General features: G+C 44.1%; 12 protein-coding genes. 6 read left to right on the top strand and 6 right to left on the bottom strand.

From position 1 onward, the window contains the following. The coding region (locus tag FWE37_05575) for a hypothetical protein (protein ID MCL2520454.1) at positions 1-2,047 on the bottom strand (2,047 nt) is incomplete at its 3' end. Positions 2,048-2,138: 91 nt separating this feature from the next. Between FWE37_05575 and FWE37_05570 the strand changes: the two genes are divergently transcribed. After that, positions 2,139-2,657, top strand: coding sequence for a hypothetical protein (locus FWE37_05570; protein ID MCL2520453.1), 519 nt, complete (start codon positions 2,139-2,141; stop codon positions 2,655-2,657). Here FWE37_05570 and FWE37_05565 read toward each other — a convergent pair. The 4 genes from FWE37_05565 to FWE37_05550 all read right to left on the bottom strand — a co-directional run bounded on the left by FWE37_05565 (position 2,654) and on the right by FWE37_05550 (position 7,491). Beyond that, positions 2,654-4,387, bottom strand: coding sequence for a class I SAM-dependent methyltransferase (locus FWE37_05565; GenBank protein ID MCL2520452.1), 1,734 nt, complete (start codon positions 4,385-4,387; stop codon positions 2,654-2,656). The genes FWE37_05570 and FWE37_05565 overlap by 4 nt on opposite strands. Further along, positions 4,375-5,025: a hypothetical protein gene (locus FWE37_05560; protein MCL2520451.1), complete on the bottom strand. Its 651-nt coding sequence runs from the start codon at positions 5,023-5,025 to the stop codon at positions 4,375-4,377. The genes FWE37_05565 and FWE37_05560 overlap by 13 nt, the downstream gene beginning before the upstream one ends. A 140-nt stretch (positions 5,026-5,165) precedes the next feature. Next, positions 5,166-6,086 (bottom strand): hypothetical protein, encoded by a 921-nt coding sequence (locus tag FWE37_05555; GenBank protein ID MCL2520450.1) that lies wholly within the window; start codon positions 6,084-6,086, stop codon positions 5,166-5,168. After that, positions 6,058-7,491, bottom strand: coding sequence for a spiro-SPASM protein (locus tag FWE37_05550; protein MCL2520449.1), 1,434 nt, complete (start codon positions 7,489-7,491; stop codon positions 6,058-6,060). The genes FWE37_05555 and FWE37_05550 overlap by 29 nt, the downstream gene beginning before the upstream one ends. A gap of 224 nt (positions 7,492-7,715) precedes the next feature. On the opposite strand from FWE37_05550, the gene FWE37_05545 reads away from it, so the two are divergent. From FWE37_05545 to FWE37_05525, 5 genes are all read left to right on the top strand, one after another. Then, positions 7,716-8,585, top strand: coding sequence for a sulfite exporter TauE/SafE family protein (locus tag FWE37_05545; protein ID MCL2520448.1), 870 nt, complete (start codon positions 7,716-7,718; stop codon positions 8,583-8,585). Positions 8,586-8,645: 60 nt separating this feature from the next. After that, positions 8,646-9,947 carry a proline reductase-associated electron transfer protein PrdC gene (prdC, locus tag FWE37_05540; protein MCL2520447.1) on the top strand — a complete coding sequence of 434 codons (1,302 nt, stop codon included), beginning with the start codon at positions 8,646-8,648 and terminating at the stop codon, positions 9,945-9,947. Positions 9,948-10,078: 131 nt separating this feature from the next. Further along, positions 10,079-11,803 (top strand): D-proline reductase (dithiol) proprotein PrdA, encoded by a 1,725-nt coding sequence (gene prdA / locus FWE37_05535; GenBank protein ID MCL2520446.1) that lies wholly within the window; start codon positions 10,079-10,081, stop codon positions 11,801-11,803. Positions 11,804-12,057: 254 nt separating this feature from the next. Beyond that, positions 12,058-12,789 carry a D-proline reductase (dithiol) protein PrdB gene (gene prdB / locus FWE37_05530; GenBank protein ID MCL2520445.1) on the top strand — a complete coding sequence of 244 codons (732 nt, stop codon included), beginning with the start codon at positions 12,058-12,060 and terminating at the stop codon, positions 12,787-12,789. Positions 12,790-12,966: 177 nt separating this feature from the next. Beyond that, positions 12,967-14,232 carry a hypothetical protein gene (locus tag FWE37_05525; protein ID MCL2520444.1) on the top strand — a complete coding sequence of 422 codons (1,266 nt, stop codon included), beginning with the start codon at positions 12,967-12,969 and terminating at the stop codon, positions 14,230-14,232. A gap of 70 nt (positions 14,233-14,302) precedes the next feature. On the opposite strand, the gene FWE37_05520 is transcribed toward FWE37_05525, so the two are convergent. Then, positions 14,303-16,141: a proline--tRNA ligase gene (locus FWE37_05520; protein ID MCL2520443.1), complete on the bottom strand. Its 1,839-nt coding sequence runs from the start codon at positions 16,139-16,141 to the stop codon at positions 14,303-14,305. Positions 16,142-16,371: the final 230 nt, after the last annotated feature.

The following is a 16,371-nucleotide window of genomic DNA, read 5'->3' as shown; positions in this document are numbered from 1 at the left end:
TATAGTGATTATTAAAAAAAATGTAATTTAAGCGATAGTTAAATTGACTGGTATTTAACCTAGCATTATCGTAAAAAGGGCGGTAATTAAGGGTAAACTGGTGGCTAAGGTTAAGGTTGCGGGCTAAGTTATCCTCGCGTTCTTCGGCGGGGGTACGTTCGTCATCACCGGCAAATCGCTGCTGATGGCCGGCGCTTAACCCAATACGATGCTCCAGCCTAAGTAAAGAACTAACGGTACCAAAACTATAACCCACATGGCTGCGCAGGGTAGTAAGGTTACGTAAATCGTCAAAGTTAAAACGTACTTCGCTGGCGTGGTTAAAGGTATTAAAGTTGGGGGTACTAAAGACACGGCTGCCTAAGGTATGTTCGTAAAAGATAGCTTGCTGCCAGTTTTGCGGCTGGCGCGGTTGGTTAAGGTTACTTAAATTACCTTCGTCATCTTCTTCTAAAAAGGTGTGTTCTTCTAAATCTTCGGCGTAAAATAAATCGTCTTCGTTATCATCACTTTCATCGACGCCGGCAACCGGCCGGTTATTATTAAAATTTAACGTATAACGGCTGCCAAACCTAAATTGACTATTGGGTAAGTTAAACATCGTGGGCACATAAAAATTACGCAGCGGGTTATATAAATGCTGGGTGGTATCGATGCGGACACGTTCGTTTATCTCGATATTTAAAAAATCGATATGCAAATAGCGTACGATAGGGTTATTAAAGGTAAAGCTGTTACGATACCTAATAAACGAGTTATTAGTGGTGGTATCGGCAAAACTGGTGGCATCGTCAAAGTTCCCAAAGCTGCCAAAATTAATAATACCAAAAAGTAAACCGCTTTCGCTGCGGCTAAAAAAATCGCTTCTAAAGCGGTTATCGCTAAAAAAATTAAGCCCGATGGTCAGCCTGTTTTGGTGGTTAGCCTCTAAAGTAAAACCATACCTAAAAGGCATTTGCCGGCCAAAGAGGTAACTATGGTTATAATCTTCTTCCATTAAGTTGCCAATTTCATCGATAGAGCGGCTAAAGCCTACACCGGCCATGCTCCTTAAATTAAGCGGGGCAAAATCGAAGCCGATACCGCCAAAAAAACCTAACCGCTGGTAATAATCTAACATTATTTTTAGGGTAACGGGCTCTTCGGCTGCGGCCGTTTGGTTATTAAAAAAATTAAAATTTAACAAGCCGCCATCGGGTTTAGAGCCCAGCAGGTAAGTGGTGGTATTAACATAAAAACCTTCGCGCAAGCGGTAACCAAAAACGGGATTAAAAAAAATTATATCGCCCTGATAATAAAACGGCAGGTAAAAAACGGGGACACGCCCGATAAATAAAGCCAAATTACGGGCGGCCCATTCACCTTCGCCCAAAAGCCACAGGCGGCTGGCCCTAATATGGTAATAAGGGTCGTTTGGGCGGCTGCTGGTAATGGTTATACCATCTATCACTAACACATTATTGGTGGAGCGCCGTAAAAGATTGGCTCGGTAATGAAAAATTAACGCGGCATCGGCCACTAAAGCGGCCTCGCTGCTGCCGCTAAAACCAATAATTAAACCGCTAAAGTTATCGCTTTCAAAAATTAAATAATTACTGTTAAAACTGGCCCCGCCGGCCATTTGGTAAGTAACATTGCCGCCGGCAAAAATAATTTGGTTAAGCGTATCTATTTCTACCATATGGGCGCTAATGGTATGTTCGCCGTCTTCATCAATTAAAGTAAGCAGCACGTTTCCTTCTAGCCGGGTAATTTCGTTTAGCTCGCTAGGGTCACCCCTAAAAAAATTATCGGCTTGTTCTATAACAATCCGACTTTCGGCCGCAGTAGGCGGCAGGTTATGATAACTTAACAAATTAACCCGTAATTCTTCTAGGCTTGCATTACTGTTAAGGCCTAAAGCAGCCGCCATAGCTTGCAGCTCGGCTAGCGTACCGCTTTCTATCTGAAAGCGTAAAAAGAGCTGCTCGGGCGATAGTTGGGCCTCTTGAGCAGCTAAGTTAGCTGCCAGTAAGACTATAATTACGATGATAATTTTTTTGAGCATTTTCTTTAATATAGCATATTTTAATAGTTAGTGCAAAAAGTAAAGTTATAGTGTATAATCTAGGTAAGACAAAATGGTAAAGGAAAAAACAATGACAGATAACGCTAAACTTCCCTTTGGGCTTGCTTGGGGTATGCAAGGTAAGCAAGTAAAAGATTGCCTCATTAAAGCCGATTTTGAGTACGATGCCGAAGTAAATACCTATTTTGGCAGTTTTAACTGGCCGGGCAGCCCTAAAGCTATTGCCGATGGCGATGTAGTAGCCAGCTACGGCGAAGGTACAGCCGAAGAACCTTTAGAGCTTTTTGCCTTAATGGTTTTTCCCGATGAAGATTTATACAGCAATAACAGCGATGCCTATGCCGCCATAAATGCCGACCAGCAAGATATTTTTAATTATTTTATTGGTTTATATGGCCAGCCGGCCAGCGAAGGCGAAGAATTAGCTAAAGTTGCTGCCGAATCGTCCTCTATTTATAAAGCTTGGCAAACCGAAAACTTTTTTTTAACTATCGCGATGGATAAAGTGGAACAAGGTATGGCCATAGATGAAGGCGGTTATATGGTTAGCTTAACTTTTAGCCGGTACGACGATTTAGAGGCCGATTAATTAATTTTATAGGCGTAAACCTCAAAGGTGTCGCCTTTGCCTTGTTTGGTATAAAGCCACTTTAGCCACTTATAAAGCAGGCCGTTTTTGTTAAGGCCCAGATACTTACGCTCCGGGTGTACGCCTGTGGTACGTTTAGCATAAACTTTAAAGCCATAATCTTTTAGCAGCCGGCTTACCTGCTTGCTGTTAAAAATAAAATAATGGTCGTTAGGGCTTTGAGCATAAAATTTAGCAGCATTAATTTTAGCCGATAGGCCGTTACCTTTAGGGGTGGCAAAAGCAAGCAAACCGCCTTTATTAAGCATAGCCGCTATTTGTTTTAACGATTGGTTAAAATCTTGTAAATGCTCTATAACATACCATAAAGTTATCACATCAAATTTATCATCTTGGTAAGGGTTTTGCTTAGGTACACGGCCATGTTTGGCCGTTAGCTGCAAGTTATTAACAATGTAGTTAATGGCTGCCCCGCTGGCATCTAGCCCTACGGCGTCAAAGTTGTGTTCGTTAGCGGCTTGTAAAAAAGCCCCGTAGGCACAGCCAATATCCAGCAGCTTATTCCCGGCTGCTTTTTTGTTAAGATATTTTAGCCTAATTTTAGCCATAGCCTTAATATTGTCAAAATCTTCGAGGTAAGTGCGGCCGTATTGCTGCTTGTATTCGTTAAAAAAATAATTTTCATCGTAGATGGTGGTGTCTTTTAAATAAAGCTCTTGGTATACTAAACCGCAGCTGGGGCATTTGGCATAACTTTTAGCGGCCGAGCGGTAAATTATCTGTCCAAAACGTTCTTTTTTATCGCTGCAAGAGGGGCAGCCGTTGGTTGCCCCATACAGTTGGTTAAGGCGGTCGGTTAAGCTGGCCGGCTGGCCGAGTTTAACACGGCTGGTAAAAAGCTGTTCGTTTTTTCCTTGTAAAAAATTATAAAACTCTTTTTGTTTATCTTTACTAATTTCTTTTACCCCTAAACAAGCAAAGCCGGCCTCGTGGGCTAATTTATCGTGATAAGCGCTAGGGTTAAAAAGCACAACTTTAGCGCCGCTGCTTAAAGCCTCGTAAGCAGTTAAGCCAAAGTGGGTAATCACTAAATCGTAATCGCCTAAAATTTCTTTAAGGTTAGTTACCTTTAAAATAGGCACGCCGGCCCAAGCAAAGGGGCGTTTACCAAATAAAGGCCCCTTAATGACAGACCATTTAATATTTTTTAAATTATAACTATCGAGTAACTGGCCAAAATATTCGGTAAGTTGCTCTTCATCGCAGCCGCCAAAACTTACTAAAATTTTTTGCGGCGGAAAAGTATGCTGGCCTTTATGAGCCGGCAGGTTAAGGTAACCCGGATTATGCTCGTTAGGTAAACCCATCTCTTTTAAGCTGGGCAGTAAATCTATTAAATAAGGAAAGATAGCACGGGCTTCGCCGCCTTCGTCTAAAGCTACCACCCGTCCCAGCTGTAAAAAAAAATTAGCTTCATCTAAACCGGTTTTAAAATTATCCAGCACAATAAGCTGCCAGCTTTGCTCGGCGGCGTTGCGGCATAAATCGGCTTCGCTAAGCGGTAAGCTAAGCTGCTCGGCCAGTTTTAAGGCTAGGTTATTAGGGTCGTATAGTTTAGCCGTGCCGGCAAAGTTAGTCAGCAGCTGCAAAGTGCGCTGGATATGCCCGCTGCCGCTGCTTTTATCTAGGTGGGTAACTAACAAAATATTAGCTGTAGTTAAGTGCTCCATAATATATATTCCTCGAGAGTAGCTTTAGTGGTAAAAAATTGGCTTAGGCGGTTATAATCTTCTGGGGTATCTAAAGTTGTACGTAAATGAGGATAACGCCATTCGGCTGGGGCTAACGGTAACAATATTTTAAACCTAGCGGGGTTATCATACAAAAAAGGGCACACATGCTCGCGCTGGTAAGCCGTAACGGCTTCGTTGTTAGCTACAAGCAAAGCCTCTGCCCTAATAACCTCTACCCCGCTGCCGTGCGGCGTATCGCTAAAGCGGCCGTAATCGGCGTTGGCCTGTACCGTTAAAGTTAAAAGCCGGCTAACTAAAGCTTTAGGCACTAAAGTGTTATCGCCGGTGGCCCTAATAACCCATTGCGGCAGGTAAAGGCTAACGGCCTTAGCATAACGGCCTAATACATCGTTTTCATCGCCTATAAACAGCCCATAGCCGGCCTCGCGGGCTAGCGGGCTAAAGGCGGCCTCGCTGTTTGAGCAGGTTAAAAGCAGGTGAGTATCGGCGCAGCCATATAAACCTTGCATAGCCAATAGTAAACTAGCCTTGCCTGCTAAGGGTTTAAGGGCCTTTTGAGGTAGCCGGTCGGAATTTAGCCGCGCTTGCATAAATAAAGCCGAATTAATGTACATCTGTGTTAAACTTAGTTAATTATATAGTACTTTTGGCTTTTTGTAAAGGGTAAAAATTTTGGTTATTACAAATCCGCAAAGCGGCTAGCTTTAATTATTACCTATTTAGCGGTTATTCAATCAATTATTAAACCTGTAAATTAGCCCTGCCAGTTATCCACCACTTGTTCGGCGTTGTACCTAAAACGCAGGCGGTTATGGTGCACCCACTCTTTTATTTCGTTAAATAAAGTTAACTTACCGCGTGTGCCGTTTAGCCATAACATACGCCAAAAGGGGAGAGTAACTCTGTTTTTATTGATGGATACCCCTAAATTTTTTAAGGCAAAAATTAAGGTAGATAACCCAAAGCTGTCCTCTTCTTCTATGGCATTATGGTCGGCATTATAGGTAATGGTTAAGGCCGGGTTAAGCACAATCCGCTCGCCCCACATCGCGCTGCGCATAGCAAAATCGGCCCGTTGCCAGTAGCTGTTACTAATGGTATTATCGTAGCCGCCTAAATTTAAAAAGCGGCTGCGGTTGTAGGCTCCGGCAAAATCCAGCGGCAAAAAAACCTGCGTTTCGTTTTGCTCGTTCATATCTAAAATAATACTAAACCCGTTGCTGTCAAAAGCTGGGGCCGATAAACAAGGCAGTTTTAAACCTTCGGCATTAAAAAGCTGCGGGGTAACGCATAAGTTGCTGCGCTCTTCTATACGCAAAAATACATTAAGCGAGATGGCGCCTAAAAAACGCATATCGCTCCATAATACCAATACAAATTTACTTTTGGCTTCTTCTATAGCGATGTTGACCAGCTGCCCGCTGCTTACTTCGTTATTTAACCAAATATTGCGTATGGGGATATTGCCTTGAGGGACAAGGCGGCTATTAAATAAAATAATTTCCTGAGGGGCTAATTTACTTACTTCATCTAATAAAGGGCTAATAAAAGCGGCTTGCGAACGGGGGATAATGGCCACCGAAAAACTATGTTCGCTGGCCGGCCGTACGGCATTATTGCTTTGCACGTTATAAAGAGCATTAGCTTTAAAAGTTGAAGATGTAGTATTCATCACATTTTTTACAGAGAGGTAAATAATTAAATTTTAATTGCGCTAAGCGATAGCTTTCGGCGGCAGCCCAAATATCCTCCGGTTTTTGTTTAAATAAGTTACCGAGTAAAGCGCTGTCTTTTATATCTTGGCTGCAAAGATAAACTTGGCCGTTGCACCTAATAGTAAGCTCGCGCTTTAAAGCCCAACACACGTTACGTTCCAGCGGGGCAATATCAAGGTTTAAATCTTCGGGCAAAGCTTTGCAGTAACTATTATATTTTTGAATAAGCACCCGCGCTTCTTGCCCGTTAAAATGGCGGTAAAATTTTTCTAGCTGCTCCTCCAGCAATTTTATCCGCATGGTTTGAATGTAAACTTGCTCTTTAAAATCGGCTAAAGCTTGGGCGGTAAAGGCCATAGCTTCGTTAAAACCCTCGCCGCGTAATTGCCGGTAAAGCCCTTCATCAAGGGTATCTAGGCAAATAATCAGCGAAAGCCGCTCACGCGGGAAAGCCAATAAAGTTTGATAATCTACTTTATGCCAGCTGGCTCCCGAGGTTTCGATGTGTAAATGAAATTTTTCGTATTTAGCTACTTCATCAATAAAAAGCGAAAATTGCGGGTGCAAGCTGGCTTCGCCTAAATAAGACAAACCGATGACGGCTTCTTCCGAAAAATGACTAATTTTTTTAAGGCTGTCGGCAAAGCTGCTTATTGCCATAAAACGGCTGTCTTTAAAGCCGGTTTGCGGTTGGTAGCTAATATTTTGCCCCGTTTCGCAGGTTATCTGAAAGTTGTAATAATTAGGATAAGCCCATAAAAATTCTTTATGATTATGGATAGTCGCCATTATATCCACGGCGCTTTCGCTTTTAGATTGGGCCATAATATTTTTACTGATAGTGGCATTATTTTTGGTAGAAAAATTAAGCTCGATACGTTCCAGCCGTAAATCGAGCGGGCTAATTTCGGTTTCTATATCAAAATTATTAATATCGCGCTTAATGAGCTCAAAAATAAAGTTGCGGCTGGCCGCTATCGGCTCTTTAGCTAAGGCTGCTAGGCGCGGCAGGCAGGCGACGCTAATTATTTGCGGTAAAAGGCCGCCGGGATAACCTTCGGCAAAACTATAATCGGCATAATATTGCTCGTGTTTTAATAACATTAATTTGGTAAGTTCCATATCGATATAAGGCTCATCACCAAAAAGGTAAAGAATGGCATCGTAGTTTTTAGCTTTTTCGTAAAGCATATAAAAAAAAGCTTCATTGAGCATTACACCTTTGTCGTCTTTAGTAATTATTAAGGTGTCGGCCAGCTTAGCGGCTTTTTTATGTACCTGCCCCTTTACCTTTTCAAAAAGGCCGATGTAGCTATTTATATGGTTAGAAAGTAAAGATTCATCGATAATGGCCAATAACTTCATATTTTTTTATCGGCTTATCTTTAGGTAGTTGTTAATTACCTTGCCTAGCTTAGGCTTTTAGAGGGGGAATTGTATTTTAAAGCATTTTAAAAGTTGACAATTTTGCTTAGGTGTTGTAAGCTATTTTTAGTAACAAAAAAATAGCATAGTTAACAAAAGTGCTATGCATTGTATATTATATTTAATATGAAAATTTAATTTTGGTTGAAGAAGGAGTAATTATAATGGCTTTAACAATTCTTTTAGTTTTATTGGGTGTCTTTGGAGGTGTATTTGCTTTCATATTCTTTAAAGACTTTTTTGCTAATAAAAAAAATCTTGGCAGCGGTTCTTATGTAAAAAGCGGGGCTCTTGGCTTTGTTACCAACTTTTTTGACGCATTAGGTATTGGCAGCTTTGCCCCTACTACAGCCGGTCTTAAGTTAATGAAGCAAACCGAAGACCGCTTAATACCCGGTACGTTAAATGTAGCTTGTACCCTGCCCGTTGTTTTTATGGCCTTTGTTTTTATAAGGGCTGTCGAAGTAGACCCTGTAACTCTTATTACGATGATAGCTTCGGCTACTTTAGGCGCTTTTTTAGGAGCCGGTGTAGTAGCTAAAATGCCTGCCCAAACTATTAGGCTAATTATAGGTATTGCCTTAGCTTTTGCCGCTTTCTTAATGTTAGCCGGTTTAATGGGTTGGATGCCGGGCGGTGGTTTAACCACCGGTTTAACCGGTTGGCGGCTGGTAGTGGGTATACTTGGTAACTTTGTCTTAGGAGCTTTAATGACTGCCGGTGTAGGTTTATATGCCCCTTGTATGGCTTTGGTTTATTTACTTGGTATGTCGCCTGCCGTAGCTTTCCCTATTATGATGGGTTCTTGCGCTTTTTTAATGCCTGTAGCTAGTATGAGGTTTGTTAAAGCCGGTACCTATGCCCGTATCCCTGCTATAGCTATTACCTTAGCTGGTATTGTAGGCGCCTTTATAGCGGCTAGCTTTGTATCTGGTTTACCATTAAATCCTCTGCGTTGGTTGGTTATTGGTGTGCTTATTTATACCTCTGTAACTCTTATTGTAACTTTTTTAAGAGCACGCAAAAATGCTTAATTAAGTTTATTGTTTTTTATAAACCGCCTCAGCTTAAAGCTGAGGCTAAGGAGAAAAATAATGGCATTAAGTTACCGGTTAATGCTTAGTCAAAGCATTGGTGCGCCGGCGGTACCCCTTAATGGGCTAACTGTAGGAAGCGTTGTTAAAAGAGGAACATTGTTAGCCGTTCCGGAAGGGCTAGGTGTGCCGCTGCATGCCAGTGTGAGCGGAGTGATAGCGGCCATTACGGCCGATTATATCGATATTACCGCCGATGAGAAGCAAGATACAGCTTTTGAGCCTATCTCCAAATCTGACGACATCGCCGAGATGGTAAAATCGGCCGGTTTGTGCGGTATGGGCGGAGCCGGCTTTCCCACTTATGTTAAGCTGCAAAGTAATCTTAACGGCGGTGTGGTTATTATTAATGCCGTAGAGTGCGAGCCTTTGCTTAAGCATAATATTAAACAGCTTACCGAGCAGCCCGAAAAGGTTTACCGAGGGCTTTTGCTGGCTATGCAAGCTACCAAAGCCGGGCGCGGGATATTAGCCGTAAAGAGTAAAAACAGCGAAGCTATTAAAGCTTTTCGCGCCGTTTTACGCAGCGGCGATAATATTACCATCAAAGAGCTGCCCGATATGTACCCGATGGGTGATGAACGGGCCGTTATCCGTGAGGCGCTTGATAACCTTTTGGCCGTTGACCAATTACCTGCCGCCGCCGGAGCTGTGGTGCTTAACCTAGAAACGGTGTGCCGCATAACGGAGGCGGTAGATGAACGCAAGCCGGTTATCTCTAAAAATCTTACGGTGGCCGGTAAGCTTGGGAAAGGACGTGAGCCGTATGTTTTTATGGACGTACCTATCGGCACACCGTTTTCGGCCCTTATCGCCGAGCGGGGCGGGATTATCGAGCCTTACGGTGAAATTATTAACGGCGGCCCCTTTACCGGTGTAAGCGCCACGCCCGATACGGTGGTAACTAAAACTACCGGCGGTATTCTTGTGCCTATGGAAATATTGCAAGAAAAACGCCCCTTAGGGTTGCTTGTTTGTGCGTGCAGCGCCGGGTTACCCCGTTTGCAAGATATAGCCCAAAAGATGGGGGCAAAGGTGGTAAGCACGCGTGCTTGTAAACAAGCCAAAGATGTTAAAGGGGTGCTTAAATGCGAAAATCCCGGCAACTGCCCGGGCCAAGCCGAAAAGATTTTGGCTATGAAAAAAGAAGGCATAGAGGCGCTTTTAATAAGTACTTGCAGCGATTGCAGCAATACAGTGATGGGGGTGGCCCCTAAACTTAAGCTGGGTGTGCACCATATAACAGACCACGTTATGCGCACCGCCGGGCTGCCGCTAATCCGCCGCTTGCCCATAGAGTAAAATTATTTGGCGGCTTTATTATTGCAAACGGGAGCGAAGCAATCCATAAAGTAAGTAATTAAATAAAACTTATAAGTGCCAACTATTGGCATAATTTACAGATAATTAACAAGGAGGAAATAACAATGTCGATGACCAAAGAACATGCGGCTAAGTTTAGCGATAAGCCTGCTATAGTGTGTTGCCGAACGGTAAAAGGCACGACCATCGGGCCGGCCGAGCTGGAAGACCCGGCTATTTTTAATGATTTAGAGGAGTCGGGGCTTATTACCATCACTGCCGATACCTTAACCGTAGGTGAGGTATTAGGCGCCGTCCTTAAAAAAGATATTGATGCCCTTACCAGCCTAACGGCCGATTTGCTTGATGGCGTTAAAGTTAAGGCAGTTGCCCCAGCAGTAGCAAGCCCGGCTGCGGTAAGTAATGTTGCCTCTGCTGTACCGGCCGGCGGAATGTTTTACTTTAAGGCCGATAAAGCCGATGGTATCGAAATTTCTTTCCCGATAGGCGGTGGAATGGTCGGCAGCTTACCTCCTGTAGCCGGTAGTGCGGCCGAACCCATCAGTGATGAAGTTGTAGGTACGCTGGTAAGGCAAAGCTTTACCGTAAAAGAGGTGAAGCTGGGCAGTAAAACCGAGTTTTCTGATGGGGTGCTTACCATCAGGAAAGAGGCCGCTACCGATGCCCTTAAAGCCCATCCGCTAATTAAAAAGGTAGAAGTTGATGTAATTACTCCCGATAAACGCCACGTGCACACCGAAACTATTATGGACGTGTCTCCTGTGGCTTGTAAGGTGGAGGGTGAAATTGGGTACGGTATTACCAACACTTTAGACGGTGTAGTTTTTATGCTAACCGGTGTTGATGAAGACGGCACGCAAATTCACGAATTTGGTTCGAGCAATGGTTTTTTAGATGAAACTGTTTTTTACGGCCGGCCCGGCTGCCCCGATGAAGGCGATATTATTGTTAGAGTACACTGTGTTTTAGAGCGTTTAACCGGTATGGAAAGGCGCGGCCCGATGGCGGCTCATGCCGTTTGCGACCACGTTATTCAGGAAATACGTACGGTGCTTAAACCTTATCCCGCCGCTAAAGCTGCCAAAACCGAAAGCTTTAATGTTACTAAGCGGCATGGCCGCCCTAGAGTGCTTTTGGTTAAAGAAATTATGGGGCAAGGCGCTATGCACGATAATATTATCTTACCGATGGAACCTGCCGGCGTGCTAGGCGGCCGTCCTAATGTCGATTTAGGTAACGTTCCGGTGGTTTTAAATGTAAATGAGGTGCGTGATGGCGCTATCCATGCCTTATGCTGTATCGGGCCGGCCTCTAAAGAAATGACACGGCATTACTTTAGGGACCCTATCGTTAATTTAATGGCCGATGATGAAGAACTAAACCTTGTGGGGGTAGTGTTTATTGGCAGCCCGCAGGTAAACGATGAAAAAACTTTTGTTTCTAAACGTTTAGGGGCGATGGCTGATGCCATGAATATTGATGGCGCTATCGTAATGACCGAAGGTTTTGGGAACAACCACGTCGACTTTGCCTCGCACATCGAAGAGCTGGGCAAACGCGGTATTAAAACTGTGGGCGCTACCTTTGCCGCTTATCAGGGTCAGCTGGTGGTAGGAAACGACTACATGGATGCGATGGTAGAGATGAACAAAGATGCCGGCGGTATCGAATCGGAACGTTTAGGTGAAAATACCATGATTTTAACCGATGCCCAGCGTGCTGTGGCTATGCTTAAAAACAAACTGGCCGGTGTGGCTATTGAAGGCTCGGACAAAAAATGGAGCCAAGCTCTGATTGATGCTAATCAAAAAGCAGTTGACGCTGCTCAACGTTAGCGGCTAGTGAGGGAAATTTTGGAGATTGAATTAATTCCGAGGCTTCTGGAAGGGAAGCTGACGAGCGTAACCGATGCTGGGGTTTCGATAGAACTTAAAGGAAGAATGGGAACTTGGCATATACCGGCACGTTTTATTATTACAGCGAGCAAGCTAAAGGTGGGCGACACAATGGAGTTGTACCTTAGTTATGCCCGTAAAATTGAACCGCAAGATACAGCGGGTTAAAAATTACTATATAAGGAGAAAAACGCATGGGAAATTTTAAAGTTACGACCACTCCGGGTATGCGTTCGGAGATATTTGCGCCGACAACGCCTCCGCCGGTATGGGCGGCGGTAAGCAAGCCGCTTAACAAAAGCCGTATTGGTTTTGCTACGGCGGGCGGTATCCACCTAAAAACACAAACGCCCTTTAATGCGGCGGGCGATTTTAGCTTTAGGGAAATTCCCGGTAATGCCCCAGCCAATACGCTGATGGTTACGCACGGCGGCTACGATAACAGCGATGTTAATAAAGACGTTAACGCTATGTTACCGGTTGACCGTTTAAACGAGTTGGCTGCCGCCGGTTTTATTGGTGATGTAGCCCCTGTTCTGATTGGTTTTATGGGTGGCGGCGGTAACGTGGATAAATTTATTAACGAAACCGGGCCGCAAATAGCCGAAATCTTTAAAAAAGAGGGCACCGACCTTGTGTTGTTAACTGCCGGCTGAGGCACTTGTCATAGATCTGCCGTGATTGTGCAGAGGGCCATAGAAAAAGCAGGTATCCCGACGATGCTCATCGCCGCCCTGCCGCCTGTTGTTAAACAGCAGGGGGCTCCGCGTTATGTTTCTCCTCGCGTGCCGATGGGAGCAAATGCCGGTGGACCAAACGACAAAGAAATGCAAACCAATATTATAAAGGATTCTTTGAATGCTTTAATGGAGTTTGACCATTTTGGGCAAAATAAACCTTTGCCTTACGAATACAAACATGCTTAACTTTGCGGGTTCGGGAGAGAGTAGTTATTCTCTCCCGAATTTTTTTATTACCTTTTTTAAATGAAGTTATTTTGTAACTTACAGGAAAGCTCGAAAAAAATCATTTTCGTGTTTTTTTGTGGTTATTTCTTCTTCTATTTTGTACTTACGAAACAACTTTAATGGGGAGTTTTAGCTATGGGAACAGGACCGTCAACAAAAGAAACCACTCTTCATCATTATAACGACCCGCTTTGCCAAGTACTTGCTAACGACCAAGAAGTCGATTTTTTAGGCATTGTACTGGCCGGTACCTCCGATGATAACGAGCACAAAGCCTTTGTAGCCCAGCGTATAGGAGCGCTTTTAGAGGCTATGCGCCCCGACGGTGTGCTGGTATCTATCGATAGCTGGGGAAATTGTCATATCGATTTTGCCTCCGTCATTCAGGCGGTAGGCGAGCGTAATATCCCACTGGTGGGGCTAAGTTTTGTGGGCACGCAAGCGGCTTTTGTGGTTACAAATTCGTATATGAATTCTATTGTAGATTTAAATAAAAATTCCGAAGGTGTAGAGAGCCTGATTGTGAGTGAAAATACTACGGTGGAGCTTGATGCAGTAAAAGCTGTAGCGATACTTAAAAATAAAATCTGTAAACAAAATAATGAAAGGGATTGGGTTGTAAACAGTACTAAAAATTTACGGCGTTTAATTTTACGTTCTTTCGCCGTTAAAGAGGCGGGTTTTCAGAACGGAAATGCTTCCTTTTTAGATGGAAGATTAGCGCTTAACTTAGCCAAGCTAGAAGAAGCCGGTAATTCTGCTTATGAAAAAATGAAAGATAAAGTGGCCGGTTTTTCTATCAGGTTAATAAGTCCTAGCCAAAAAGATGTTTCTGTTAATTCTATCCTCGATTTTTCACCGGTTGCGGCAAAAGCGATGGGAGGGATTGGTGAAGGAATAAGCCATCTCTTTACTGGTCTTAATGTTATGCTGACGGCTGTGGAGGAAAGCGGCTTTCAGCCGGCCAACTTTGGGGCCAGTAACGGTATTTTAGGTGAAAAAGTTTGCTTTGGCCGGCCCGGCACACCAAACAGCAGCGATTACATTCTTAATATTGATGTGGTGTTAAAAGACGGCCAAGCCCGTACCAGAGAAGGCATTATGGCGGCGCACGAGCTAAACGACACGGTAGTCGCTGCCATTAGGGATATATTACGGTCGTTGTCTTCTTCTGTAGCCACAGGTAAAAGCGAATATTGGGATAGGGTACGTTCGGGTGGGTATAAGATTGCGGTGGTAAAACTTGTGCCGGGGTTAGGCTGCCTTTACGATACCTTACTTTTCCCCAGTGAGCCGGCCGGTTATGTAGGCGGTAAATCTATTATGGACCGCTCTAACAATGTGCAGGTAGTTATTTCGCCTAATGAGTACCGCGATGGGGCGGTACATTCTTTAACATAAGGGTAACCACAAAAGACACGGAAAAAGTTTTTTATCCATCATTTTCGTGCTTTTTGTGGTTAATTCTAATTTAACCGTTTAAAGCTGCCAGTTCTTCTTTAACTTTATCCACCAAAACCGTTGCTACAGTATCTACTGGGTAAAGCGTAACGTCGTCTTTCCCACGCCGTTTTACTTCCACACTAGGAGTAGTCTCTGCCAGCCCTTTTTCGCTGATAACCACCCGGTAGGGGATGCCAATTAAATCGGCATCGTTAAATTTTACCCCCACACGTTCGGCGCGGTCATCAAGTAACACCTCAATTCCTTGCGCCTCTAGCTGCGCTTCCAGCCGGTCGGCTGCCTGCTTTAAAGCCCCTTCATAAACAACAGGGATAATAATTACCTGATAAGGAGCCACGCTCATTGGCCATACTATACCTTTATCATCGTTATATTCTTCAATGACTGAGGCCAATGTGCGGTCAACGCCGATACCGTAGCAGCCCATAAGAGGGATTTGCCTTTTGCCGTTTTCATCGGAATAATGAAGGTTCATCGGTTTAGAGTATTTATAGTCAAGCTTAAAGATATGGCCAAGCTCGTTGCCTTTTTTCTCATAAAGTTCATCGCCGCACTTAGAGCAGGTATTGCCCGCCTTTACCACCCGCACATCGGCAACCAGCCAAGGGGTAAAATCGCGGCCGTAACAGGCGTGGGCATAATGCATATCGGCGGCCAGCGCACCGCAAACGGCATCGGTCATCGCCGTAACGGTAGTGTCGGCAATAACAGGAATATCTAACCCTATAGGTCCGGCAAAACCGAGCGGGGCATGAGTAAGCCGTACCACATCTTTTTCATCGGCAAGGGCCACTTCAGAGGCCTTTAAGAGGCTGGTTAATTTTACTTCGTTTACTTCAATGTTCCCGCGAATAGCTACCGCCACAAAAACCTCAGGGTAAACTTCGGGTAAATCGGCTGCTATTTTACGTTTTAGCAAGTTTTTACCGCCCGGTGCCTGAGAGAGGTCAAGCTCGACATTAACGGCCTTATAAATAAGGGTTTTGATAAATTTTGAGTCATCGGTTTTAAAGAAAGCGCATAGGTCATCGATGGTTTTAACATTGGGCGTTTCAAATTTTTCGATTGAAGGAACAGCCGCTGCATGCTTTACAGCTTCTTCAATGGAGGCAGGGGCTTCAAAATCGGGCTTACAAAGGGCACGTTCTACGTTAGCGGCGTAATCGCAAGCTTTACAAAGAATAAGCGAGTTATCACCAATAGAACTTTCCACCATAAACTCTTCGGAAAAATCGCCGCCAATCGCTCCCGAATCGGCCTTAACAATAATGGTGGTAAGGCCGCAGCGGTTAAAGGTGCGGCGATAAGCCTTACCCATCGCACGGTACGATTTATCTAAACTTTCGGCATCGGCATCAAAAGAGTAAGCATCTTTCATCACAAACTCACGGCCGCGCATAACGCCGTAACGTGGGCGCAGTTCATCACGGTACTTGGTGTTAATTTGGTACAATATAAGGGGAAGCTGACGATAACTAAATAACTCGTCCCGCACGAGGGCGATAAACGACTCCTCTGCCGTAGGCGAAACAATCATTTCCATACCGGTGCGGTTTTTAAGCCTCAGCAAGGTATCGCCCATCATATCCCAGCGGCCCGATTCTTTCCATAAATCGCCGGGGCAAAGCACGGGTGGTTTTATCTCGAGGGCACCGGCGGCGTTTTGCTCGTCGCGAATAATTTGCTCTACCTTTCTAAAGGAGCGTAGTCCTAAGGGGAGATATGCAAAAAGACCGTTTGCCAATTTTCTAATCATTCCGGCCCGAAACATTAAACGATGGCTGGCGATGACCGCATCTGCCGGAACTTCCCGCAGCGTTGGGATAAAGGTTTTTGTAAAATGCATAACACAGCTCCTTCTTGCTTATAAAAACTAAACTAACAAAATGTTTAAAGTTATTTGATAAATTACTATAGCATTTTTTGGGGAGGTTGTGCAAGGGTACTTTTTAAAACAGGAATGGACAAAAGATAGCTAAAATGATAAACTAAGGAATGGAAGAAAAAGCAGAGAAGAGGCCGATTTGCCCAAAATGTGGAAAAGAAGAGAGGCAGATGAAGAGTGGGTTTACAAAG

It is taken from the genome of Spirochaetaceae bacterium (assembly GCA_009784515.1).
Taxonomy (GTDB): domain Bacteria; phylum Spirochaetota; class Spirochaetia; order WRBN01; family WRBN01; genus WRBN01.
The sequence above is the reverse complement of the archived record's forward strand: the minus strand, read 5'-3'. Positions and strand labels throughout refer to the sequence as shown.

What these genes read in the sequence shown, in the direction of transcription:
- FWE37_05570 (MCL2520453.1), top strand. Translation starts at nt 2,139, where the DNA reads ATGACAGATAACGCTAAACTTCCCTTTGGGCTTGCTTGGGGTATGCAA.
- FWE37_05565 (MCL2520452.1), bottom strand. Translation starts at nt 4,387, where the DNA reads ATGGAGCACTTAACTACAGCTAATATTTTGTTAGTTACCCACCTAGAT.
- FWE37_05560 (MCL2520451.1), bottom strand. Translation starts at nt 5,025, where the DNA reads ATGTACATTAATTCGGCTTTATTTATGCAAGCGCGGCTAAATTCCGAC.
- FWE37_05550 (MCL2520449.1), bottom strand. Translation starts at nt 7,491, where the DNA reads ATGAAGTTATTGGCCATTATCGATGAATCTTTACTTTCTAACCATATA.
- FWE37_05545 (MCL2520448.1), top strand. Translation starts at nt 7,716, where the DNA reads ATGGCTTTAACAATTCTTTTAGTTTTATTGGGTGTCTTTGGAGGTGTA.
- prdC (MCL2520447.1), top strand. Translation starts at nt 8,646, where the DNA reads ATGGCATTAAGTTACCGGTTAATGCTTAGTCAAAGCATTGGTGCGCCG.
- prdA (MCL2520446.1), top strand. Translation starts at nt 10,079, where the DNA reads ATGACCAAAGAACATGCGGCTAAGTTTAGCGATAAGCCTGCTATAGTG.
- FWE37_05525 (MCL2520444.1), top strand. Translation starts at nt 12,967, where the DNA reads ATGGGAACAGGACCGTCAACAAAAGAAACCACTCTTCATCATTATAAC.
- FWE37_05520 (MCL2520443.1), bottom strand. Translation starts at nt 16,141, where the DNA reads ATGCATTTTACAAAAACCTTTATCCCAACGCTGCGGGAAGTTCCGGCA.